Origin of the sequence: Marinomonas posidonica IVIA-Po-181 (assembly GCF_000214215.1) — a bacterium.
GTDB classification, from domain to species: domain Bacteria; phylum Pseudomonadota; class Gammaproteobacteria; order Pseudomonadales; family Marinomonadaceae; genus Marinomonas; species Marinomonas posidonica.
This window is the reverse complement of sequence record NC_015559.1, coordinates 1,935,321-1,959,524: the sequence shown is the minus strand read 5'-3', so window position 1 is coordinate 1,959,524 and position 24,204 is coordinate 1,935,321. Positions and strand designations below refer to the sequence as shown.

General features: G+C 42.7%; 24 protein-coding genes. 7 read left to right on the top strand and 17 right to left on the bottom strand.

Going from position 1 to position 24,204, the window contains the following annotated elements:
* The first annotated feature begins 128 nt into the window (after nucleotides 1-128).
* The gene (locus tag MAR181_RS09265) at nucleotides 129-596 is read left to right on the top strand and encodes a YehS family protein (RefSeq protein WP_013796325.1); all 468 of its coding nucleotides are present in this window, start codon (nucleotides 129-131) and stop codon (nucleotides 594-596) included.
* 253 nt (nucleotides 597-849) lie between these two features.
* On the opposite strand, the gene MAR181_RS09260 is transcribed toward MAR181_RS09265, so the two are convergent.
* The 5 genes from MAR181_RS09260 to MAR181_RS09240 form a co-directional block, all read right to left on the bottom strand.
* Nucleotides 850-1,560 (bottom strand): aspartate/glutamate racemase family protein, encoded by a 711-nt coding sequence (locus tag MAR181_RS09260; protein WP_041651709.1) that lies wholly within the window; start codon nucleotides 1,558-1,560, stop codon nucleotides 850-852.
* Nucleotides 1,561-1,624: 64 nt separating this feature from the next.
* Nucleotides 1,625-2,443: an ABC transporter permease gene (locus MAR181_RS09255; RefSeq protein ID WP_013796323.1), complete on the bottom strand. Its 819-nt coding sequence runs from the start codon at nucleotides 2,441-2,443 to the stop codon at nucleotides 1,625-1,627.
* Nucleotide 2,444: 1 nt separating this feature from the next.
* The gene (locus tag MAR181_RS09250) at nucleotides 2,445-3,299 is read right to left on the bottom strand and encodes an ABC transporter permease (RefSeq protein ID WP_013796322.1); all 855 of its coding nucleotides are present in this window, start codon (nucleotides 3,297-3,299) and stop codon (nucleotides 2,445-2,447) included.
* Nucleotides 3,300-3,351: 52 nt separating this feature from the next.
* Complete coding sequence (locus MAR181_RS09245; RefSeq protein ID WP_013796321.1) at nucleotides 3,352-4,683, bottom strand: ABC transporter substrate-binding protein; 1,332 nt, start codon at nucleotides 4,681-4,683, stop codon at nucleotides 3,352-3,354.
* Between the two features lie 22 nt (nucleotides 4,684-4,705).
* The gene (locus tag MAR181_RS09240) at nucleotides 4,706-5,755 is read right to left on the bottom strand and encodes an ABC transporter ATP-binding protein (protein WP_013796320.1); all 1,050 of its coding nucleotides are present in this window, start codon (nucleotides 5,753-5,755) and stop codon (nucleotides 4,706-4,708) included.
* Between the two features lie 272 nt (nucleotides 5,756-6,027).
* Between MAR181_RS09240 and MAR181_RS09235 the strand changes: the two genes are divergently transcribed.
* Nucleotides 6,028-6,714 (top strand): GntR family transcriptional regulator, encoded by a 687-nt coding sequence (locus MAR181_RS09235; protein WP_013796319.1) that lies wholly within the window; start codon nucleotides 6,028-6,030, stop codon nucleotides 6,712-6,714.
* Between the two features lie 255 nt (nucleotides 6,715-6,969).
* On the opposite strand, the gene MAR181_RS09230 is transcribed toward MAR181_RS09235, so the two are convergent.
* Nucleotides 6,970-7,917 carry a helix-turn-helix domain-containing protein gene (locus MAR181_RS09230; RefSeq protein ID WP_013796318.1) on the bottom strand — a complete coding sequence of 316 codons (948 nt, stop codon included), beginning with the start codon at nucleotides 7,915-7,917 and terminating at the stop codon, nucleotides 6,970-6,972.
* A gap of 132 nt (nucleotides 7,918-8,049) precedes the next feature.
* On the opposite strand from MAR181_RS09230, the gene MAR181_RS18470 reads away from it, so the two are divergent.
* A complete protein-coding gene (locus MAR181_RS18470; RefSeq protein ID WP_013796317.1) occupies nucleotides 8,050-8,214 on the top strand; it encodes a hypothetical protein in 165 nt (54 codons plus the stop codon).
* A gap of 445 nt (nucleotides 8,215-8,659) precedes the next feature.
* Nucleotides 8,660-9,790 carry an FAD-dependent oxidoreductase gene (locus tag MAR181_RS09225; RefSeq protein WP_013796316.1) on the top strand — a complete coding sequence of 377 codons (1,131 nt, stop codon included), beginning with the start codon at nucleotides 8,660-8,662 and terminating at the stop codon, nucleotides 9,788-9,790.
* Nucleotides 9,791-9,976: 186 nt separating this feature from the next.
* Here MAR181_RS09225 and MAR181_RS09220 read toward each other — a convergent pair whose 3' ends face one another.
* From MAR181_RS09220 to MAR181_RS09210, 3 genes are read right to left on the bottom strand one after another with little or no spacing between them, the layout of a single operon-like run.
* Entirely contained in the window at nucleotides 9,977-10,873 is an 897-nt protein-coding gene (locus MAR181_RS09220) for a metal ABC transporter solute-binding protein, Zn/Mn family (RefSeq protein WP_013796315.1), read from the bottom strand.
* Nucleotides 10,870-11,760: a metal ABC transporter permease gene (locus MAR181_RS09215; RefSeq protein WP_013796314.1), complete on the bottom strand. Its 891-nt coding sequence runs from the start codon at nucleotides 11,758-11,760 to the stop codon at nucleotides 10,870-10,872. Before MAR181_RS09215 ends, MAR181_RS09220 begins: the two co-directional genes overlap by 4 nt.
* Nucleotides 11,757-12,533, bottom strand: coding sequence for a metal ABC transporter ATP-binding protein (locus MAR181_RS09210; protein ID WP_216086361.1), 777 nt, complete (start codon nucleotides 12,531-12,533; stop codon nucleotides 11,757-11,759). The genes MAR181_RS09215 and MAR181_RS09210 overlap by 4 nt, the downstream gene beginning before the upstream one ends.
* Before the next feature lie 607 nt (nucleotides 12,534-13,140).
* Here MAR181_RS09210 and MAR181_RS09205 point away from each other — a divergent pair.
* On the top strand, nucleotides 13,141-13,677 hold the full coding sequence (locus MAR181_RS09205; RefSeq protein ID WP_013796312.1) for a cyclic nucleotide-binding domain-containing protein: 537 nt from the start codon (nucleotides 13,141-13,143) through the stop codon (nucleotides 13,675-13,677).
* Complete coding sequence (locus tag MAR181_RS09200) at nucleotides 13,667-14,179, top strand: cyclic nucleotide-binding domain-containing protein (RefSeq protein WP_013796311.1); 513 nt, start codon at nucleotides 13,667-13,669, stop codon at nucleotides 14,177-14,179. Before MAR181_RS09205 ends, MAR181_RS09200 begins: the two co-directional genes overlap by 11 nt.
* A gap of 250 nt (nucleotides 14,180-14,429) precedes the next feature.
* Here the strand turns inward: MAR181_RS09200 and MAR181_RS09195 are convergent, their stop codons facing one another.
* The gene (locus tag MAR181_RS09195) at nucleotides 14,430-15,755 is read right to left on the bottom strand and encodes a GGDEF domain-containing protein (protein ID WP_013796310.1); all 1,326 of its coding nucleotides are present in this window, start codon (nucleotides 15,753-15,755) and stop codon (nucleotides 14,430-14,432) included.
* 602 nt (nucleotides 15,756-16,357) lie between these two features.
* On the opposite strand from MAR181_RS09195, the gene MAR181_RS09185 reads away from it, so the two are divergent.
* Nucleotides 16,358-17,203, top strand: coding sequence for a helix-turn-helix domain-containing protein (locus MAR181_RS09185; RefSeq protein WP_171810313.1), 846 nt, complete (start codon nucleotides 16,358-16,360; stop codon nucleotides 17,201-17,203).
* Here the strand turns inward: MAR181_RS09185 and MAR181_RS09180 are convergent.
* The 7 genes from MAR181_RS09180 to MAR181_RS09150 form a co-directional block, all read right to left on the bottom strand.
* On the bottom strand, nucleotides 17,200-17,970 hold the full coding sequence (locus MAR181_RS09180) for an ABC transporter ATP-binding protein (protein ID WP_013796308.1): 771 nt from the start codon (nucleotides 17,968-17,970) through the stop codon (nucleotides 17,200-17,202). The genes MAR181_RS09185 and MAR181_RS09180 overlap by 4 nt on opposite strands.
* A 28-nt stretch (nucleotides 17,971-17,998) precedes the next feature.
* On the bottom strand, nucleotides 17,999-19,117 hold the full coding sequence (locus MAR181_RS09175; protein WP_013796307.1) for a succinylglutamate desuccinylase/aspartoacylase family protein: 1,119 nt from the start codon (nucleotides 19,115-19,117) through the stop codon (nucleotides 17,999-18,001).
* On the bottom strand, nucleotides 19,114-19,881 hold the full coding sequence (gene hisM / locus MAR181_RS09170) for a histidine ABC transporter permease HisM (RefSeq protein WP_013796306.1): 768 nt from the start codon (nucleotides 19,879-19,881) through the stop codon (nucleotides 19,114-19,116). The genes MAR181_RS09175 and hisM overlap by 4 nt, the downstream gene beginning before the upstream one ends.
* Nucleotides 19,878-20,582 (bottom strand): ABC transporter permease, encoded by a 705-nt coding sequence (locus MAR181_RS09165; protein WP_013796305.1) that lies wholly within the window; start codon nucleotides 20,580-20,582, stop codon nucleotides 19,878-19,880. Before MAR181_RS09165 ends, hisM begins: the two co-directional genes overlap by 4 nt.
* A 119-nt stretch (nucleotides 20,583-20,701) precedes the next feature.
* Nucleotides 20,702-21,472, bottom strand: coding sequence for a transporter substrate-binding domain-containing protein (locus MAR181_RS09160; RefSeq protein WP_013796304.1), 771 nt, complete (start codon nucleotides 21,470-21,472; stop codon nucleotides 20,702-20,704).
* A 415-nt stretch (nucleotides 21,473-21,887) separates the two neighbouring features.
* On the bottom strand, nucleotides 21,888-22,451 hold the full coding sequence (locus MAR181_RS09155; protein WP_013796303.1) for a porin family protein: 564 nt from the start codon (nucleotides 22,449-22,451) through the stop codon (nucleotides 21,888-21,890).
* A gap of 133 nt (nucleotides 22,452-22,584) precedes the next feature.
* Nucleotides 22,585-24,192, bottom strand: coding sequence for an ATP-binding protein (locus MAR181_RS09150; RefSeq protein ID WP_013796302.1), 1,608 nt, complete (start codon nucleotides 24,190-24,192; stop codon nucleotides 22,585-22,587).
* Between the last annotated feature and the right edge of the window lie 12 nt (nucleotides 24,193-24,204).

The following is a 24,204-nucleotide window of genomic DNA, read 5'->3' as shown; positions in this document are numbered from 1 at the left end:
TTCAGATAGGGGATTAAGCCTATCTTCTTCATTGGAACGAATAGGGACTAGGGTGTAAATCTGATAGAATTCAAATCGGCCGGTGATCACCTTGATAACGCCGGATTTACCTAAGACTAGGAAGCATTTTGAATAACAATGATATTTTACGCCGCGTACGTTACACATTTGATTTAAAAGACAGTGTCGTGAGAGAGATTTTCGCACTAGCGGATTTTAATGTGACAGATGAACAGGTCACCAGCTGGTTGAAAAAGGACGATGATGTCTCCTTTGTTGAGTTGAACGACAAAGAGTTGGCTGCATTTTTAAACGGTTATATCAATTTAAAACGTGGTAAGCGTGAAGGCGAGCAGCCTAGGTTAGAAGAAACCTTGAGTAATAATGTTATATTTCAAAAGCTACGTATCGCTTTGAACCTAAAAGCGGAAGATATTTTAGACATTATGAAACTTGCTGAATTCCATTTAAGCAAGCATGAACTCAGTGCGTTTTTTCGTAAGCCTGACAACAGACATTATAGAGAGTGCAAAGACCAAATTCTTCGGAATTTCTTGCAGGGCCTTCAGCGTAAATATCGTCCTAGCCAATTATAAAACGGTTCTAGTTTTATAGAGTATCACTTAAGCAAAGAGTCATAGCCAATCGTTAGGCAATGGCTCTTTGCGGGCGGTGATTATTAGCCGATAACTGGGGGCAAAGTTAAATCCTATCTTACCTAACGGCAAAGGCGCGTATTATCCTATTCACCTGATCATAAAGTGATGAATAACCGTCAACTCGGACGCAAGCTAGGATGGCGTAAATGATGGACGATAAATGCGATTGTTAATATAAGTCTGAACCCTTTTATTGTTGCTGGTGTTTCGCTTCCGGCCATGCATAGCCAGCCACCTTGCTCGTTGATAGGTTAAGTGAGATAAAACTGTCTGCAAGGGAAATCGCAATACGAACACCGTCCAAAACCGGCACGCCGATATCCTGTTGTAAACGCTCAACCCAGTGACTCATGCCACCACAGCCAAGTACGATTGCGTCTGCTCGGTTCTCTTGTAGCACCTTACTCACAGCACTTTTTACAAGGTCGTAACTTTGTTGGTTACTTTGCAAAGACAGTACAGGCAGGCCCGATGCATATACACCACCACAGCGATTGACTAATCCATAGTGAGTAAGATTGTGCTCCAGAATCGCAACAGATCGCTCTAACGTTGTCATGACGACAAATTTCTGACTGACAAAGCTTGCCGCATGCATTGCAGCCTCACCAATACCAATGACTGGGGATGCTGTTATTTCGCGGGCTGCATCCAATCCTGTGTCATCAAAACAGGCAATCACATAGGCTTTCGGGGGAGCATCGGAGTTTTCGAGTTGTCGAATCTTTGCAAGCAAATGATAGGCTGCCTGAGCACCATCACTGTGTCCTTCTATACTTGCAGGGCTATTTGAGCACTCATACCATTGAGTTTCATTGTGAAGTGCGAGACTCAAACAGGATGCCTGCATTTGTTGAGTCATGGAGTGTGATGAATTCGGGTTTATAATCGCAATCGTCATCGGCTCATCCTTATCATATTGGGCATTCATTGCCTCGCTCAATACACTGCGCTTTTGAAACGTGTTATTTCCCTTGATGCTTTGGTTTTCGGTTTAACTGCTTTAGCAGAACTAAAGTGAGTAATATTACGCAAAGAGACACCAAGGTCGTCACGCTTCCCAATGCATATAGCACGGGCGAGGTCACATTGGTCGTCATCGCGAACAGCTCTAGAGGCAAGGTATTTAATGCCCCCGATGTCATTAAGGTACGAGCGAATTCGTCGTAGCTTAATGTGAATCCAAATAAGCCAATGCCCATCAAACTAGGCGCTAATAAAGGTAAAAGAATGAAACGAAAGGTTTGTAACTTCGTTGCCCCTAAATCGGCCGAGGCCATTTCATAGCTGGGGTTAAACCGATTAAATACCGCAAACATAATGAGCAGACCGAACGGCAGTGTCCACGTCAAGTGAGAACCAAAACCAGAGCTAAACCAATTGGGCGTGAAGCCAAAGCGGTCAAACATTAATCCAATCCCTAGGCTAACCAAAATCGACGGTAATATTAGACTGGCCAATGTGAGGTAAAACACCATACTGCTTCCAACAAAATGCTTACGAAATGCTAGACCTGCAAGCAATGAAAACACAACCGTACAGATCATGACCATGACCCCCAACACGAACGATCGCAACAGGGCACTGGAAAAGTCCCCAACCGCTTGACGTTCAAATAGTTGAGCATACCAATGTAATGAGCTGCCGCGCATTGGAAAGGTCAATCCGCCGTTTTCACCCTGAAATGATAAAATTGCAATCGTGATATTGGGGCCGTACAGAAACAACACAAACAGAATAAAAAACGCCCCAAGAAAATAGAAACTCATCGGTCTGTTAGTCATGCTATAGCTCCTTACGTACATCAACGAGTCTAAATAGAATCATCAGCATCATTAGCACGGTTATCAAAAGTACAATGGCGCCAGCGGCAGCCGCTGGATATTGAAGCAGCGAAATTTCGTTATAAATTAAGGTCGCCACATTCGCTTTTATGCCGCCCCCCATAATTTTTACGGTAATAAAATCGCCCATTACCAGTGTAAAAACAAAGATACTCCCCACCATAATTCCAGATTTAGACAAGGGTACAATAATGTCCTTCAGAATTTGCCAAGGTGCTGCCCCTGCATCTAACGCGGCTTCAACAAGGTTGCGGTCGATTCGCATCATGCTGTTGAAAATAGGAACCACCATAAACAAGGTATACAAATGGATGTAGGCCAAAACAATGGCAAAGTCACTGTAGAGTAGCCAATCCAGAGGTTGTTCAATCAAACCACTGGTTTGTAAGGCTGAGTTAACCAGCCCATTTCGGCCCAATAAAGGAATCCACGAAATCATGCGAATGATATTGGAGGTAAAAAAGGGCACGGTACAAAGAAGAAACAAGATTGTCTGGTTTTTTTGACTGCGTATATGGAATGCTAAAAAGTAGGCTAGGGTAAACCCAATCAAAAAGGTAAAGAACCAAGAAAGAAATGCGTACTTGAACGTCTGCAAATAGGCTTTTAACGTCACGTTTGAGGTGAGCAAAAATTCGTAATTCTCCAGAATAAAATCCGGTATCAATGAATATTCGTTATAGTCCCAAAAGCTCACTACTAAAATAACGCAAATAGGAAACACTAAAAAACCAAGCAATATGAGCGTCAGCGGTAATGCTTGCCAGTAACTGTGTATTTGTCTCGACAATATCATGGTCAATTCACTTACCTTATAAAATTGAGGATATCCCTATCCTCATTCCCCTTTAAGAAACGATAAACTCGTTCCACTTCCTAACCATGTATTTGTTTTCGTCCATGACGGAGTTCCAACAGGCAACCGCTCCCATACGATCCCAATAGGAACCGCCGTCACGCACGGCACCTGCTTTTTCCATCAAGTTACCATCGGGAGCTAGAATTGCGCCTTGTGCAGGTTTACCTTCAATCCAAAATCCCCATTCATCCGGTGTCATATAACCTTTCGATGTTGAAGGTGCCGCGCTGTAGTAACCTTGACGGTTAAGGTAGGCACCAACCCAACCTGACAAATACCAATCAATGTATTCATAGGCGGCTTCCAACTCCAAACCCGATAAATGAGACGCCAAACCTAACCCCCCACCCCAAGCTCGATACCCTTCTTTTAAAGGCTGATACGCACACTGAATACCGCGGCTTCGCACTGCTGCAACCGCAGGTGACCACATACTTTGGATCACCACTTCACCCGACGCCATGAGATTGACTGACTCATCGAAGGATTTCCAAAAGGCTCGAAATTGTCCTTGTTGCTTCGCCGCGATCAAAATTTCGATGGTCTTATCTATTTCTTCGCGTGTCATATTGCCTTTATCAGCGTACTTAATTTCTCCCATCGCTTCACAGATCATGGCCGCATCCATAATGCCAATGGATGGGATATTCAGTATCGAGGTTTTGCCTTTAAACGCAGGATCCATAATGTCCGCCCAAGTATTGATTGGACGCCCCACCAAATCAGGGCGAATTCCCAATGTGTCGGCGTTGTAGATAGTGGGGATGAGCGTCATCCAGTTCGTTTGCTCTATGGCGAATCGTTTAGAGTCTTTTGATTCGACAAAACCAACGGTATGAGGTGCGGTGCCTTGGGCAATAGTAGAATCTGGCGTTAGCTTACCGTTAATAAACAAGGGGGAAATTTTACTGAAGTTCTTTAACTTGCTTGTGTCCAGCGGCTGCATCACACCAGAAGGAAAGACCTTTTTACAGATCCAGTATTCAATATCGGCAATATCGTATGAGTTCGGCTGGGTTACGGCACGCTGTGTCACACTGTCTGAATCAAGCGACGTCAGTTGCAAGTTAAAGCCTAAGTCTTCTTTACATTTATCGGCAATGGCATTTAGGTTAGACACGCCTGTACCAAACTGACGAAGGGTAACGTTTTTTATATTTTGCGCCCAAATCATAGGGAAGCCTGAAATGGCCCCCGCAGCAACGCCTGCTTTGGCTGCGCCTTTTAACAATTCGCGACGACTCACAGATGGAGACTTGAGATCCATCTCGACAGAAGAGTTGTCTTGAGTTACTTGATCAATGACCGTTTTGTCTTTCATTTTTTGTCTCCATTGAGGTTAACTAACAACGAAACGTATTGATCCGTTCTTGGGGCCAATACAGGTAAAGAGATTTACCGCTGGATATCAAATGGACGTCGAAGGATTCTTCAGGCTGATAGCAGGTAATGCTTTGACCGTCTTCAAGAACACATTCCAAAAGATAAAATTGGGCTTGAAACTCGGTACTGATTACGTCTGCTTTGACTACAATGTCTTTATCAGATCGAGGTTGGGTGGTGATATGATCCGCCCTGACCGAGAATGATAAATTCGCTTCTAAAAGCGCATCATCCGAGTCTGGGTTAACAACGCGGTTGCTTAAAAATTCAAGCGATCCCGACGCCTTAAGAACATTGTGACCACCAATAAAATTGGCCACAAATGGGGTATTGGGAGACTCAAAAATGGCCCTTGGCGAGCCCACTTGTTCAATTTTTCCACGAGACATGACAATCGCTTGATCCGCTAAAGCAAAAGCCTCTTCCTGTGAGTGAGTAACGTGAATAAAAGTAAGGCCGAGTTTTTGCTGAAGCTGCTTTAGTTCTTTACGCATTTGTATTCTAAGGAATGGGTCCAAAGCAGACAATGGTTCGTCTAAAAGCACTACATCGGGCTTACAAATTAACGCTCTCGCCAAGGCAATTCGTTGTTGTTGACCACCAGAAAGTTGGCCGGGAAACTTATTGGCATGTTCTGCCATGTTCACTAAGCTCAGCATTTCGTTCGCTTGCTCGTACCGAACTAGCTTGCTGACACCGCTCACTTTCAATCCATATGAAACGTTATCTAGACAGTTCATATGGGGAAACAGCGCATAGTCTTGAAACATCATGGCGGTACCACGTTGTCGTGGCGTCAATCTTGTGACATTGCGATCATTTAATAAAATGTCGCCTTCTGTGACAGCTTCATGACCTGCAATCATCCGTAACGTCGTGCTTTTTCCGCAGCCACTAGGCCCAAGCAGACAGCAGTAACTGCCTTTTTCGACCTTAACATTAATGGCATCAACGACTGAAACTTGGTCATAAACCTTCGTTGTCTGCACCAACTCTATCGAACCTGACATACCTCAGAATCCTAAATAATTATCCATAAATTGTTAGCAATCTTGATTAACCTATTTGCAAATGCGATGCCATTTTCGCTAACGTGCTGATTGCACAGGTCTAGGGGAAGGTTATAAGTAAAGAGAAGCAGCCGTTAAAGATCGTCAATAGCACCATAAATTAGTGCAATCTTACCGATGATGATCAAAACAAGTGCATTTTTGACAATTGGCATGCGAAAAGAGCCTATGCTAGTCTCCATAGATTTATTGTTAACAATCTTGGATTGATTATGTCCAATAGCAAAGAAGCTGAAATTCAAAGACTGGTTCGAGCAATCAGCAATGCGGTCGCCGAACAGCGACTTCCGCCTGGTACACGATTGGTCGAAGCCGAGTTGGTTGCACGCCTAAAGGCCAATAGAAACCATGTTCGTTCTGCTCTAAAACGATTAGAACTAGAGCGTATCGTTTCGATCGTTCCTAACAAAGGTGCCAGCATTTCACAGCCTTCAGTTGAAGAGGCCAGGGAAGTCTTTACTGCCCGATCCATTGTGGAACGCGGCATTATTGAGATACTGAGTGAAAAATGCCGCCAAATGGACATCGCCATTCTTAAAAAGCAACTCAAGGCGGAACTGGCGGCTATTCAGCACAATAAACGTGAGCAGATCATTAAGGAATCTGGCGAGTTTCACCTTCTTTTAGCGAGGCTCTCGGGCAACTCCGTCCTTGCAGACATGTTGCAAAATCTCATTACGCGGAGTTCGCTCATTATTTCTCTCTATCAAATTGAAGCGGGCGAATTATGCGGCTGTGATGATCATAAAAACATTGTTCAAGCACTCGAAAGCAACGATATCAACGCCGCTATTCTCTATATGAAACAACACTTAGCCGATATTGAATGCCATTTAAAACTGGACTTTTGGGAAAACAAAAAAGTCAACATGGAGAACGTCTTTAATGACGGTGACTAAAAAACGGGAATTAAAAAACAATAATTAGCTCTTTAGATCAATTCATACATTTCTCTTGATGATCCATTACATACATCTATTGATTACTCCCAGCTATAGGGATAGGGCATGAGTTGGTTTATTTATGGAGTGTAAAGAAAGGCGTTATGTAGCGTATGAGAATCATCCTCTTCGAAGAACGCTTTGCGATCATGACGTGATTTTGGAGTGTGGATGTCTTATTCGATGGTTATTCGATGGTTATTCGATGTCGATTTAAGTGAGTTTTCGATAATGACTTGGCGATAGGCGATATACTCTATTGAAATGCGCCCTAAATATCCGGTCTGAGGAGTAGCCTAGTTTATGGGCTATTTGTTCAATGCTCATTTTCGTGTCTTTTAATAGGGACACCGCCAATTGCATGCGATAGCTGTGCGTATAATTCATCGGCGTATCGCCAAGAGTTTTTCGGAATCTTTCAGAAAAGGCGGTTCTAGATAGCCCAGCTTTCTCTGCTAACGTTGCGACGGTCCATTTTTTTTGGGGCTCTCTATGTATTGCCAATAAGGCTCGATGCAAAAAGGCATCTTTTATCGCAGCAATAATTCCTGATGAATAATTCGTTTGCAGTACATGAGCGCGTAATTGGCTTCTTAAAAGCGCCTCACTTAAATTGTTTTTGAGGGCGTATTCGCCCGACACTAAATTATTTTCTTCTGCAACAATTGACAGCAATGCTTGCTTAATTGTTTGAAAATGCGGGCATTCATATTTACGTAACAGAATAAAGTTCGGCAAAGCATCAAATAACGCTCCTCGAGTGGTTTGCTCAATTTCAAATATCATCCCCATTAAATGGCTGATTTCACCACCACCGCCCCAAGACGTTTCGTTATAGGAGCCAGGAGGGTACCGATCAAATCCATCAAAGCCTTGACTGAATGTTGTCTGCCAAACGTCTTCGATACGACTAAGTTGTGCATCCCGATTTGATGCGATAGACAAAAGGCCGCCACGGGGGAGAATAATAGAATCGCCTTGGTAAAGCTCAACGGCATTCGCATTTTCAAACGTCACCCACACTGACTGATCCAGTGCGGTATAGCTCATCCCAACATTGTCGTTTTTGGTATAGAAGCCCCAGGGTGCACTGAGGTTAAACATACCTATCATCAAATTTTTTATTTTTAGCGCCAAAAGGGCGTCACTTAGAATATCCATCTTAAATATTATGTACGATTCATCCGGAATTGGAATCTTTTTGCACCTTTTTGGTGTTGGTTGAGAGAATTATACTGTTTCTGAACTCATCAAAATTCGTTATAGAAACTCTAAGAATAAAAGGTCTATCAGATGAATAAGCTCTCTCAAGAACAAATGGATGCTTTCTGCAAAGACAGCGTAACCTGCATTCGTCAAGCCTACTCTCCGGAATGGGGAGAAAAAATCGACACCTTGGGTGTCTTTTTACCGCTATTACTGGCGGCCTATTTTTTTTGGGGAGCCCCCATGAAATAACTAAGGTTTGAGCTAGTACGAGAATGACTCATGCGAAAGTTGAAGGGGAATTCGGTGTTCTTAGTTAGAAACGTTAGCTTATTTGGATATGGATTGAATATCGTTCAACTAGGGAAGGTACGAATAAGTCTACTAAGCCTCAGTCTTTCAGAGAAATCGTCAAATAAGGCGCGACTCTGAAGGAATGTAGGTACCTTTCAAAGAGTCGCAACACAGTAGGACGTTTTCTCTGAAAGACCCATAGGGCAAGGTCTAAAAGCCTGTATTCTTTGTTGAGCACCTCGACAATAGGCCAACTATTCTCATTCGGCACTCGCCTCGAATAACAGGCTTTTATCCACATGCTGAGGCAAGAGGACTTGTTCACACCTTCCCTAGTCCTCTTCTCTTATCGATTAAATTATTTACACAGTATTGGTGCTAACAGCACACTAGGAGAGAGCTAATGACATTACCCGCACAATCCATCCTTATTATCGGTGGTGGTTTTTCAGGAATGAGTGCTGCCATTGAACTTCGCAAACAGGGCGCTGACGTAGAGCTAGTTGAAATGGATGATAACTGGTGTACAGAAGGTGCTGGAATTCACATGACTGGACCATCATTAAGAGCACTGCAAGATATAGGTGTGTTTGAGCGGTTTACTGAAGAAGGCTGTTTACAGGATGTATTTGAAATGTACACAGGAGATGGCCAGCTACTCATGCGTGTCCCCGCGGCTTTGGTTCCTGGAACTGACATACGAACGAGTGGCGCAATTATGCGACCAGTGCTTTCTAACATTCTTGCCGAAGCGGCCATCGCCGCAAATGTAAAGGTAAAATTAGGGACAAGCTTTACCAGTATAAAAGAGCATTCTGATGGCGTTGAGGTTAGCTTCTCTGACGGTACAAGCGCAAATTACGATATGGTAGTGGGCGCTGATGGTGTTTATTCGAGTGTCCGAAAAGCGCTGTTTCCTGATGCTCAAGAACCACAATACACGGGGCAAGGCGTGTGGCGTGCCGTTGTACCTCGCTTTGGCGTTGATGGCTCGCCTATGTTTTTGGGTGAAACCGGCAAAGTCGGGTTCAACCCAGTGAGTGAAGATTCCATGTACATGTTTTACACGGAAGCGAGACCAGACCGAGACCGTATTCCGGAAGATCAAATGTTACCGCATCTACTTAAACTACTCGAACCATTCAAGTCTGAATTGATAGCAAAGGTTAGAGAAGCGTTAGACGAGAACTGCCAAATTCTTTATCGTCCCTTAGACGACATCTTGCTACCAAGACCATGGTACAAAGGCCGAGTACTCCTTATTGGCGATTCCGCGCATGCCACCACACCGCATCTGGCTTCCGGCGCTGGCATGGCCATTGAAGATGCGGTGGTACTCGGGCAGGAATTTTCTAAAGGCGGTGAATTAACTGACGTACTTGATCGCTACCAAAATCGACGCTGGGAACGCTGCCGTTTAGTGGTTAACAACTCTTTAAGACTGGGAGAAATCGAACTGGACAATGGTTATCCTAAAGAAGAGCACGCACAAATAATGGCGGTATCAGCGGCTGCGTTGTTAGCGCCTTTTTAGAATGTCGTTTCCAACACTTACTCGTACTCTTAGCTGCCTTGTATACGCTATTTTAAATAGTAAATTATTGGGGGAAAACAGAAACATTAGAGCAAGCTCCACATGAGCTGGCCAGAAGAAAAAATGGTAATTTGGGTAAATATAAATGGGAGCGCTAAGTGCTCCCATTTATATTTTATAGGAGCATTACTTTTTCAAGGCATCCACAATTTGCTGAGTGTTATAGGCCATCATTTGCATATAGGTAGGTGCTGGTCCTGACGCTTCTGACAAGGCTTCAGGGTAAAGTTCACCGCCTGGTTTTGCGCCTGTGGCATTGGCGATTTGTTTGACCAGTCTTGAGTCATTGGAGTTTTCAAAGAAGTAGATCTTGACGTCTTCATGCTTGATTTGATCTATCAGTTCAGCGACATCCGACGCGGTGGCTTCGGTTTCGGTCGACATGCCTAATGGCGCAAGAAAATGTACAGCGTATTCTTTTCCGTAATAACCAAAGGCATCATGGCTGGTTAGAACCTGACGCTGACTTTTAGGAATAGCATTAATTTGTGCGTGAATATCTTGGTTTAATTGTTTGAGCTGTTGAATGTAGGTGTTGGCATTTGCTTGATAAGCCGCTGCGTCGACAGGATCGGCTTTCTCAAGGGCTTTTTCAATATTACCTACCCATTGAATAACATTTGGAATACTGTTCCACACGTGTGGATCGGTAATTTGTTCGCCATCTTCTTCAAAAGTATGGGTTTTTATACCTGTTGATACCAGTGTGGTGGGGCGGTTTGAACCTGACGCTTTGACAAGTCGGGCGAACCAGGTTTCTAGACCTTCTCCGCTGATAAAGGTGGCGGCGGCATTTTTTATCGCTTTTACGTCTTTTGGTGACGGCTCAAAGTCATGAGGATCACCATTGGCTGGCACCAAGCTGGTGACCTTGACATAATCTCCTCCAACATGCTGGACGACATCCGCCAATACGGTGAAGCTCGCCACAACATTAATCGGATTGGCTTGGGAGGCCTGAGCACTGTTGAAGCCAAAAATGGCAATAGATACGAGTGATAGAGCAAGGGAAAGGTGTTTCATTGATTGTTCTCCATGGTTTGTAAGGATCGTTGTTTAGGAAGGTATTTATAAAAAATACCGGCAGGGGAAAGCACCAGTGACAGAAGATAGAAGACTGTCGCTGTTAAAATAATTGTCGGGCCAGAGGCCAGGTTGAGATGGAAGGAAATGAGCAGGCCCACTAGGCCGGACAGGGCGGCGCTAAGAGTCGCCACCATCATCATGTAGGGTAAGGTTTTTGCCCAGAGTTGAGAGATCACCGCCGGTAGCATCATCATACCGACTGCCATAAGAGTACCTAAGGTTTGAAATCCCGCCACCAGATTGAGCACCACGAGTAATAAAAACAAACCATGATAAACCACGCCTTTGCCGTGTACTGAGCGCAAGAACCTTGGGTCAAAGCATTCTACGACCAGTGGCCGATAAATAATCGCCAGTAAGATGAGTGTCACGCTGGTAATGCCACCGATTAGATACATGGCTTGCACATCAATCGCCAGAATAGTGCCAAACAGCACGTGCAGCAGGTCGATGTTTGACCCTTTGAGCGAAATCAAGAGAACGCCTAATGCTAAGGAAGCTAAGTAGAAACTGGCAAAGGAAGCGTCTTCTTTTAGAGCCGTGGTACGGCTAACAATACCAGACAGTGTGGCGACACTTAGGCCTGCAATTAGTGCTCCTAACCCCATGATAGGTAGCGAGAGGCCGCCGGCAATCATAAAGCCGATGGCAGCACCGGGTAGCACAGCATGACTCATGGCGTCACCGATCAAGCTCATGCGCCTAAGCATCAAAATAACGCCCACAGGCCCTGCACCAAGGCCAAGACCCACTGAAGCAACGAGTGCGCGGCGCATAAAACCGTAATCGTAAAAAGGCGCAACCGCTAAATCGTAAATACTCATGCCGCTGTCCCGTTACGGATTGGCGAGCGGTTAAAATTCCAACTGCTGGTAAGATTTTTAGCGAATTGCCGATGGGCTGCACAAAGGGCGGTTTTACTGTCACCCCAGTAAACGGCTTGTCTAGCAAGCAATAGGGTATTGGGAAAGTGCTGTTGTATTTGCTCGAAGTCATGCAGCACTGCGATGACAGTACGTTGTTGTTGGTGCCATTGACGAATTAATTTAAGTAAGTCGTTGATGGTGCCTTCATCAATAGCATTAAATGGTTCATCTAAAATGATGACTTGAGCATCTTGCACTAATAAGCGGGCAAACAATACTCGTTGGAATTGTCCTGCTGATAGAGTGCCAATTTGGTGTTTTCCAAAGTCTTCTAATCCGACCATCACCAGAGCTTCTCTGATTCTTGTTAGACAATCTTTTGTGATGCGGCCAAATGCGCCTTTTTGCCGCCATATTCCTAGACTAACGAGATCTTCCACACTTAATGGAAATTGTCGGTTAATTTCGTTTGCTTGCGGCAAATAAGAAAAATCTTGTATCTTTAGGTTGCCTCGATGTATCTCGCCCATAGTGAGAGGGAGTTCGCCCATTAGAGCTTTTAATAGGGTGGATTTACCGGCGCCATTCGGTCCTGCAATGGCGGTTAAGCTACCGGCGGCAAAACTTCCGGAGACACTGTCAACAGCATACTTTTGACCATAGGATACGCTGACGTTATTGAGTTTTATGTCACTCATGGTAGTGCTACTGCCCAAGCTATAAGTCCCCATAACATCACCACTATTGGGATGATGAATATTAGGCGTTGGTAAGCGGATTGATTGAGTAACGTGGATCGCATTTTTCTCTAAAGCCTCTTTGGTTTTAAAACGTTATAACATATCAATTCGTATTTATTTCAAACACACATTATTTTCATAATTAATCTTTAATTGATGATTAATCTTTATGCTGTTCTTACGGAAGGGAATGCTGGAGGTAGCGCTTAAGGCAAGACTGACGTTGAGCTGCCTGTCTATGAGTATTTGCTCAGTGGCTTTTGCTGTGTCATTGGCATCCTCACTTTATCCTTTTGTCGGTAACCCACAAAAAAAGATATGCCAAAAGGATTAGCGTTACAGTTATCAGACTATCTTGTGCTGCTTGATATGAGAGAGCTTCTCAGTTGAAAAGACAAATTAGGCTCGTAAGACACTTTGTTAAGTCAGAACAACCCATTACTCATGACAGGGAATCGAATAAGCTTAATAATTATTTTTACATTTTTTATCTATTCATATACTCAAATCCACTAAAACCACACCTAACTGAATGGGTGAAAATGTGCTTTATTTACTATTCTTAAGGACAAGGCCAATACCTTAATGGAGCCTGAGTATGAAAACGATTAGCCTAGACGAATGTAAATTAGACATCAGTACTGAGCGATTAAAAACCGCTTCCATTTTTGGCGCTCTAGCAAACGATGCCGTTGCCTTCTTATTTAAACATGGGGTACTGGAAGAATTAGAGGCAGGAGAGACACTTTTCTACCAAGATGATGTCGCCGACGCATTCTATATTGTGATAAACGGACGTATAGGCCTGTTCCGTAAACAACAAGGTAGCGAAGTAGCTATTCGGTTTGGCGAAGGTGATATTGGCTTTGGAGAAGAGATAGGATACGTCACTATGATCGCCTTGTTGCCCCGCGCAGCAGATGCCATGGCTATGGAACCAACGCTGGTTCTTAAGATAGATTCATATACATTTGGTTTATTCCATGACAATCACTCGTTCGATTTCGGTATATTAATCTTGAATTTATCGAGGGATATGGCTAGGAAGTTACGCCTGGTGGGCGGCACATTAGCCGAAAATGGTATTTCAATAGACAGTAATCACAAAAAACCAATGAGCCAATATGATAACTGAAACAGTTTCTAACCAGTACAACTGCGATCTCAGTATTGATCATCTCAAAACGGGGGCTATTTTTGGTGCGCTGAGCTCAGATAGTATTCAGTTTTTGCTAGACAGGGGGACGATATCACACCATAAGTCTAACGACTTTCTATTTAAAGAAGGCGATGTGGCTAACGTGTTTTACATTGTATTATCGGGTGAAATCGCCATATCCAGACACGATCAAGATAATCAACATCGCCAGCTATTTGGTGAAGGCATCATCAGTTTTGGCCAGGATATAGGTTATGTCTCCATGATTGCTCTTCTCCCAAGAGTAGCGGATGCGATGGCTTCAAAGGACACAGTAACATTAAAGATTGATACTCACACCTTTGCCCAATTTCACGATCAATTCCCGTTTGATTTTGGTGTGCTAATTCTAAATCTTTCTCGTGATATGGCACGAAAACTACGCCTTGTCAGCGACACCCTAGCAGATCATAAGATCAGCATTAATTGGAAAGGCTAGACAATAAACGGAATATTTTTACGGAAGAGGGGCTTGTCATGCAAAGGCCCAGAAGTCGACAAATCAGCAATTCAACTTACTATTTTGATGATGAACTTGATGCTTTGAACAGCAATCGAACACTGAGTCACCATGCTTCTGTTCTATGACCTTTTTTATGCAATGGCGCTTTCTTTTTTGCTTGTGTGTCCAGTATTGTTGCTTAATTCTCATCCGTTTTATTGTGGCAAGCTCAGCTGTATATGCGTATCTATTCGGTGATTATTCTATTCCGACCGTCATTTTTCGCTTTGTATAAGCAGTTGTCTGCGGCCACATAGAGGTCTTTTACATTGGTGTCGTTAGTTGGTATGCAACTTGCGATGCCTATGCTCATTGTGACATGAGATGATATTAAAGAATTAGAATGAAGAATCGCCGCTTTATCAAGACGAACAAGGAATTCTTCTAATGCTATTTTTGCTTCTTCAGGGTGGCATTTGGGTAATAATAAAGCAAACTCCTCACCGCCAATCCGAGCAGCAAGACCAGCCTCACTGTCTAAGATCTCTCGCCATAGTTGCGCGATGGATCTGATACAAGTGTCTCCTTTTTCATGGCCATAGGTGTCATTAAATTGCTTAAAATAATCGACATCTCCGATCACTAAGGTAATAGGCTGACCAGATGCCTTACATTCTTGCCATTCTAACTCAAAGGTTTGGTTGAATTTGCCGCGGTTAAATAACCCTGTTAAAAAGTCTGTTTCTGCTTTGGTTAGCAGTTCTTGTTTATCCTGCCTCAGTTGTCGATCTCTTATTTCGTATTGATACAAGGTATCAAGCAGTTTCTTTCTTGGAGAACGAATCAATTCACCAATCGTAAGGGGGGTTTCAATAAAATGTGCGAATTGTTTTCGATAGATAAGGCAGAACATCATCAGAGGTAGGCTATAAGATACAGCTAGTATCACTTTGCCCGTTACATTACCAAGTATAATATTGCCTAATTCGGGATGACTGTGTAGGGCAACAAGAGGGAAAAAGACACCGTCCAAACAAACAATGGCAATAAATGCGATAGTATAAATTCCCGCTAAGGCATTTAAATTGGTGACGTAACGTCTGACTTGAATGAAAATAATCAATAACAGCAAAATTTCACTTAATATCAATCCCCCCCCAATCAACATAACACTAAGTGATACTTTAAAGATCTCTGATGGCAGCTCAACAGGTGATGTTATCGCATCTGAGTCCAGTAGCCATGCTGTATAGTTAAAACCAACAAACACAAAGATATCAACAAGGATTAATAGTCTGAATAGGTTCTTAAAGGTTGCGATACTTCTTTCACTGATAATCAGCATGACCGCTGTCATCATGAAGGAACCATAGGCAATATTTCCCCCTGATATGAAGGTATCTTCACCAATGGGAAAGGAATAGATAGCGCCAGCTAATCCTCCGACAATCAATATGATGCTTAAGTAAGCGTATAAGGAAGGAGATCGCAATTTATGCGGTAAGCTTGTGGCATAAATTGGAAAGGCTGAAAACATGAAGATATTAATTAAAAAAGCTTCAAATGACGACATATATGGCTGCTCCATTAAACGCTTGAACCACATATTTGTGATATTACGCAGTGACTTGTTGATAGGGGGTTAGTGTGCTTAAGGTAATAAATATTCGGCCACAATGCTAGATCACTATGGTGATGCTTTGAGCTTGAGTTTGGCAAATATACCAATAATCGACAACACCGTCATTTTAACGGTTCGAGTCAATGAAGACGAATTCCGAAACCAACTAATTTTTTTCCTTGATTCAAAGTTTAACAGTAAAAGTCTAAAAACGCCTAAAGGGGGCTTTTTTTGAGCAAATCGACTCATCTAGTTGCCAAGTAGTTGCCAAATACTCTCTCTAATCAAAACTGGCATTTGTATCCTGTGTTATATAACGCCTTCAAGCTACCTTGTTATCTCTATATAATGAATGGCGTTATTGTGAACTAGTGCGATAAGTCGGATAAATACCTAAGAGACAGGCCGAGCTTTGTACTCAATTTGTACCATATAAAATCAAGCTTGCTATCTATTGCACGATATTTGCTTAGCAGATTGATAAACTACTCTCGTTCGTAGGTTAGTTGAGAGCAGTGGTTTGGTCTTTTTCATCATGTTTGGGGATGAGTCGATTGTCAGAAAAAAATATATCTGCGAATTTGAAGGTGTTGTGTAGTTATAGCGATAGTATTTCTAGCTGTTGCCGTAAGATGGGCATCAACCGTCAGCAGTTCACCAAATATTTAAATGGGACAAGTGCCCCTTCTGTTAAAAACCTGCGTAAGATGTGTGCGTTTTTTGGCGTCGAAACAGAAGAGATTACGATGGCAACAGCTGCCTTTAAAAAGCTGGTTTCATCAAGAAGACGAGTTAAAAAACCTAAGTCCATATTAGATAACAGTCCTCAAGGAGAGCGACACACTAAATTGCTTGAGAGTATGATGCTGAAGTCTTCCGAAGATATTCAGCCCTACCTTGGTGACTACTATTATTATTACTTTACGCCGTCTTATGAGGGTCATATCAGTAAAGGTTTTGCTCGCATTTCACTTGTAGATGGCATTGCTTATTCACATTTTTATGAGCGTGCCGAGCCAGGCCAAGCCATGTTAGAGGGCTACGAAATTGGAAAATTTGTTGGTGTGGTGTTTGTCTTAGGTGAACGAATACAAATTGTAGATTATGGTGTCCATTGCCAACGGGCTATCTCTCAAACAATTCTGTATGGCGCCACTAAAGGCAGTTTTAGCTTGCTGTCTGGTATTACCCTTGGGGTTCAAGGTCGTAATTCTCGGATTCCGTTTTCTTCTCGTATTGTGTTTGAAAAAATTGCATCAAACATTTCGTTAAAGCGAAAACTTAAAAATGTGGGTCTATTTGAAGTAGACGCTGCTGATATTTCTTCTGTTATCCGATCCCGGCTTGAAACGTCCAGCAGCATAGGGCACCCACATATTTTTAGCGCGTTAGAAAATTAAAACTCGTGATTAAGAAAGCGCTTTAAACGGTCACTTTTGGGGTGCTCGAAGATCGCTTCTGGTGACCCTGATTCTTCAATTTTTCCGTCAGCAAGAAAGACGATCGTATCAGAGACTTCTTTCGCAAACGCCATTTCATGTGTCACCATGATCATGGTGCGGCCTTCTTCAGCCAGAAGTCGAATGACTTTGAGTACTTCTTTCACTAACTCGGGATCGAGTGCTGAAGTGGGTTCATCAAACAATAAAATATCCGGTTCCATGGCCAGCGCTCTTGCGATGGCAACACGCTGCTGTTGTCCACCAGATAGGAACGCTGGGTATTTAGTTGCGACATCTGTATCAAGGCCAACTTTTTCAAGGTAAAGATGCGCCTGTTTGATGGCAGTACTTTTGTCTTGCCCTAAGACCTTCATCGGCGCCAATGTAATGTTGTCTAATACTGTCATGTGGTTCCAGAGATTAAAGTGCTGAAACACCATGGCAAGTTTAGTACGAAGTGTTTGCAACTCTTTTGCGTTAGCGAATGTCATGCCTTCATGATCAGAGGCCATTTTTATCATCTGATTATCAAAGTAGAAGACGCCATCGCTAGGTTGCTCAAGAAAGTTAATGCACCTAAGCAATGTACTTTTTCCAGAACCAGAGGAGCCTATTAGAGTAATGACCTCGCCAGCATTAGCGGTTAGATCAATACCTTTCAATACTTCATGACTTCCGTAGCTTTTTCTCAGCCCTTCAATAGACAGTTTCTTTTCTAAACTCATGCTTTAATCAACTTTGTTACATTTAGGGTTATGGCGCCAATAAATAGCCGCTGCGAATCACATCATCGCCAGCAATATGAGCAACTAACATGCCCGCCGTCGCCGTTTTTCTCATTGTGAATGAAAACAGTATGCCAGATTGTTTTGCTCTTATTTGTTCAACATTGTCAGATATTGGATCGATGATTTCGGCAATTAATTGTCCTGCCACAATGTGTGAATCGAGATCTGCGCACTGCACCACAACACCAGAGGTCTGGCTTTTCAAAGGTTCAACGGCGGCCAGTAATTTGGCCTGAATGTTGGACTCAGGGTAGGAAGGAAGTGCAGGGGGGGTGTCGGTAATGAGATGAATGCTTCTCAGGAAATTTAAGATGGCATTGGCATCATGATCGCTCTTTTCATGAGACACGTCGTTTTGGCCACACAATTCAAGTGTTATGGCTTGACAGGCTTTCGGTATTATATCGCCATAACAATCCGTTAAGCGTTTCCATACCATGTCAATGGAAGAATCAAATGGATTTCCTCCGGTTTCATCTGCAAGCATGTTTACTTGAGAGCCTAGGTAATGAGCAAGGGGCTTAACACTGTCCCATGAATAGTGAGTACTGTAGGTGTGTTGAATTGCTTCAAAGTCACAATGCATGTCTATAATGTAATCGGCATCACAGCAAAGCGACAACAGCGTTTTTTGCATAGAATGAAATTCAGTATCAACGTACCAATCATTGACCGCTTGTCTGATCGCAGAGCGAATCAGTTGACGGTTTTCTGCTAAGTCCTTTCCAAGTTTGCCATCAATCAGGTTTTTTACCTGCTCGAAGGTATCAGCGTAGCCTCTATTGAAATTAAAGCCATTCTCTAACTCGTAGCGCCCCAATGGAATATCCATAAGATGCTGATTTAGCCCTATAGGATTGGCCACGGGTACCAGTATGATCTCACCTTGAATGTGTCCTTGCTGTTCAAGAACAGTAAGTTGTTGCTTTAATTTCCAAGCGGCTAGCATTCCCGGTATTTCATCGGCATGCAATGAAGCTTGCAGGTAGACTTTTGGTCCATCAACCGATCCGAAGTGAAAACTGTCTATTACTCGGCTGGTGCCTAAAGAGGGCGAAATAAGTGGCGATTTTATATGTTTCATTTTCGTACAACTTTTCTCATTTTTTCAAAGAGCCCCAGCATAGTAGGTCTGTAAGTATGTGGTTTAACAATGTGAGCGGTATAGTAGGTTTCAAACTTTTTAAAACCGTAGAAGATCACAAACGACAAAATAAGATAAAGAATGGCGGCGATACCAAATGATTGGAACGTCATGTAAGTCGCGGAATTTGCGTCCCTTGCTACTTTTAAAATGTCTGCTACCGTGGCGGTAAAGGCAATGGTGGTTGAATGGAGAACAATGATGACTTCGTTACTGTATTGTGGCAGCGATTGTTTAAAGGCGGCTGGAAAGATAATGTGTCGATATACTTGAAACTTACTCATGCCAAACGCTTTGGCGGCTTCCACTTCTCCGGCATCGACATTCTTTAATGCGCCAGCGAGCATTTCACACATATAAGCACAAGTGTTAATAGAGAAGGCCAATAAAGTGCAGTTCATACCATCCCGAAAAAAACTGTTTAGTAGAGGCTGATCTTGAACAAGCCTCAGACTATAAATACCTGAATAGCAAATGAGCAATTGCAGATAAAGCGGTGTCCCTCTAAAGAGAGTAGTGAATGCTTGGACACTCCAACGTATTGCAGGCATCTTAGCGTTACGCGCTAGTGAAAGCGGTATCGACATTAGGAAACCTGAAACAACAGAGAAGATCAGTAACCAAAGCGTAATCGCCATTCCTGAATAGTTGTATCCATCAGAATACAAGAAGGGCTTCCAATAGGTTTGTAGGAGTTCGATCATGATTTACTTTCCTTGATACCAACATGGAAATAACGATTTAGTTTTGAGAAGACAGCATTGCTTACCATGGTATATGCAAGGTACATGGCGCCAGCGAGAAGCAAGAAGGAAAACACGTTATTAGTTGATTTTCCGGCTTCAACTGCTGCATTGATAAGGTCATTTAAGCCGATGATCGAAACCAGTGCGGTTGCTTTGATCATAACTTGCCAGATATTTGAAATACCCGGAATGGATAAACGCATCATTTGGGGAAAAATCACAAACCGGAAACTTTGAATATTAGTTAGGCCATACGCTAAAGCGGCTTCGATTTGACCTTTTGGAATGGATTGCAAAGCGCCTCGAAAGGTTTCGGAAAAATAGGCACCATAAATAAACGCTAAAGTAATCACACCGGCGTGAAAAGGATCAATTACGATATATTCCCAACCAAAGTACATACAGACATCGCCGACCCAACTTTGAATGCCATAAAATAGCAGTAGCATTAGCACCAGATCAGGAACACCTCTAATCAAGGTGGTGTAAGCGCTGGTGATTAAATACAGTGTGGTACTTTTTGCACGTTTTGCTAATGCGGTGATGACACCTAACAGCATCGCGCAGAAGAATGACAACAAAGATAATTTTATGGTCATCCAGGCACCTGATAGTAACAGGCCGCCATAACCCTCCAAATGGAAAAGACTATTCATCATTGTTAATTGCTTTCACTTTTCTCAGGTACATTAATTGAAGGATAGAGAAGCGCAAGAAGGCACTAATAAGACTGTCCTTTAGATAGACGACTTATCGGCACCTTCAATGCACTTACTAGTTACTTGCTGTAGAGATCCAGATCACCGAAGTGTTGACGTTGAATGGTAGCAAAGGTGCCATCTGCATGAATGGCTTTGATGCCGTTATTAATCAGTGTTGCAATTTTACTATCGCCTTTACGAAGTGCAATAGCCGAATCGGCTGGTAGCAGTTTGTCGACCATTTTCTGATTGCTAAACTCAGGATGATTGGCATCCTCAATAAAACCGACTTGAGCTTGTGTCATGTCTTGCATAGAAGCGTCAATACGACCATTTAGCAAGTCAGCGTAAACTTGGTCCTGAGTCTGATATGACTGAACTCTTATCCCAAACGGCGCTAATTTGATCTTGGCATAATCTTCTTGCATTGAGCCTTGTTGCACACCAACCACTTTGCCTTTTAAAGATTCCGCAGTGGGTAGCAAGTTCTTGCTGCTAAGGCTCAACATGGATGAAAACCCCGTCCAGGTTCTATCTGAAAAATCGACCACTTTTTTACGTTTTTCAGAAATGCCTAGTGACGAAAATACCGCATCTATCTTGCCAACGCGTAAGCTGGGAATCAAACCATCGAAACTCATAGGCACCCATTCGCATTGTTTGCTCACTTTTTCACAGATGGCATTACCAAGGTCAATTTCAAAACCAGCTAGGGAGCCATCAGCCTGTTTATATTCAAAAGGAGGGTAGGTAGGATCGACGCCAATTCGGATAGTGTCAGAGGCGACCGCAGAATTTTGCAGCATTAAGCTTGCTAATGCCAAGCAGGTAGAAGCGAGTTTCTTCATATTGGGAGTTTCCTGATGTGAGAATGATTGTCTTTTGTATAACCTAGGTCAATCGATTGTAATTGTCGTTATGAGACCCTAACAATACTGTATCTTATGGCTTCTTGGGCCGTCCATTAACGCTGCAAGATTTGGCTAAGCGGGTTGTCGCTAACTAGCGTCAAGTTGCGTCAAAAACATCTGTCTAATTAGGTTGTGGACTTTGCGGGTGGCTGTGGTTTGATAAACACTCCTCAAAAGGAGCGCCTAATAACAGCAATATCAATCACAAATTCTTAAGGACGCAAAGGCTAAAGTGACTGCACAGGAGCGAATCATCCATTGTTGATGTACCTGCCAGATTTTTATCACCATTAAAAAAACGCCATAGATCTTTGCTTGTCACTATGGCGTATGAACGACACCAGTGAACACCTTAGAAGCTCATTTTTACGCCGATGTTGGTGGTGTTTACATCGATTTTTTCAAGACTTAAACGTTGGATTCCGACTGACATAGAGAGCGTTTGAGAAAACTGATGTTCCCATCCTACTCGTACGTTAAAACCCACACCACTTTCATCTAACAGGCGATTTGAACTAGAATTTAATTCCACCGTGTTGTAGTTGATTCCGGCTGCTCCATAGAGTCGGTTAACCGAGGAAAAATGAAAATAGCTGATGGCACTGACTGAAACAGCTTGGTATTTCAGCTCCGCTTTTGTCGTGGCGTTAGTGCCTGCTTCATTGATATCAAGGCTTGAACCCTCACCAGTATGAAGGCCTATGCTAAGACCAATATAAGGCGTAAGACCTCGCTCGAAAAAGAGCGAACCACTCCAAGAGACATCGGAATTACTGTCATCAATATCTTCAATTGAGTTTCCATACTCTAGGCTTCCTAAACCTAATTCTGCACTGATTGCATTGCGTGCTGATTGTGCACTCACAGTACCCGTTGCTAAAAGTAATGCGATGCTGAATAAAACGTGGTTTTTCATAATAGTTTTCTCCTTACTACTAAAAATGACCTAGCGAATAAGCTGGTGTTAGCCATAGTAGGAAAGAAGGGGAGGTAAGTATGTGGCGACAGGGTGACCAATTGTGACAGTATGAGACAACTTAAAGGGGAGATTAATTAGCTTGGCTTGTGGGATCTGTCGGCCAACATAATACGAATTTTGCTCCTCCAATAGGCGCGTCTTCAAGCCATACTTTTCCCTTGTGCCATAAGGTTATTTGTTTGACTATGGCCAGCCCTAGTCCATGACCTGATTGCGCCTTTCTTTGATCATTATTAAGTTGGACAAAGGGTGCAAAGATGTTTTGTGCTTTTTCTGGCGCTATCCCCGGGCCATCATCGCCGATTTCAATAATCAATGAGTTTTGCTCAGCATCAATAAAGGCGTTCACTTCGATGGTGGTGTTGGCATATCGAACCGCATTGGTCAGTAAGTTGTTAAGAGCACGACGTGTCGCCACAGGGTCTAGAATAAGCTTTTTAGTTGATAATTCAGGGGCAAGTGTTAAGCCAATTTGTATGTCAGGTTGAGTGATTTTAATGTGCTCAATTTCGTCTTCTAACAGTGGGATAATATTGTGCTGGGATAAGCGGATTTGAGCTTGATCATTAGTGTAACGTGATAATTGCAAACTTTGATTAATAAGGTGATCAAGGTCTCGAAGGCTATTCTCAATACTTTGACGATATTGTTGGCGTTGTTCAATCGATAATAGACTGTCATTGAACATCTCTAAGGCAAAACGAATTCGATAGAGCGGCTGGCGTAAATCATGTGCAATTGCATTCGTTAAAGTGCGTTGGCTTATTACTGAATTTTCAATTCGATGTGCCATTTGATTAAATTCATGACTTAACGAAGCGATTACAGAAATGTTTGGTATGTTTGTTCTTAGGTTGAGTTGACCTTGTCCAAACTGGGTAGCGACTTTACTGAGTTGTTTGAGATCTCTCCACAGCGGGTAAATCCAAAAAAACATGCTGATTGATATAAACACAACAAACATTAACAACAGGATTAATAGTGCGATGGGGGTGTTCGAAGTGTAAGGCAATTGTTGAGCAACCAATACCTTTTCTGAGTTAGGTATTGGGGTAAACAGACGTAATTGTTTGTTTGCGTTTAAACGCCAAAATATCTGCTTTTTTTGCCATAAATTCTGTTCTTTTTCCGTCAGCTCAAAGTCAGATTTATCGATCAGTTGTAGTTGGTAGTCGAGTATTGGATTGAGTTCGCTAATGATTTGTTTCCACTGGTTTTCTGGGGCATTTTCAAAAGTTTGGCGTATTAAATAAAGCGTGCCTTGAGCCCCACGTACGATGTCTTCATCTAACGTTAAATCCACTTCTAGGCATATCACATAGTTACTGTCATTGATAAGCTTGATGAGAAATTCAGGTTCATCATTGATAAACACTATCTGGTGATTTTTTAATTGCGTTTTTTGATGCTGAGACAGGGTCATCGAAGCTAAGGGTAACACTTTTAAACCATAGCCAAAGTGAGTCTCTAATTCCTTAATTCGAGAGGGCCAATTTTTTTCTGGGAGAGAATCTAGTTGTGATTCGATTAAGATGAAGGTGCCACTGTAAAGACTTACATAGCGTTCTGATTCAATGTGTTCATTAAAAAGTTGAATAGGATTGTAGGGGTGAGGATAGAGTAAAAAAATCAAAGGCACAAATACTAACAGCCATAAACCTGTAAACGATCTGAACATGCTTTCATCCCT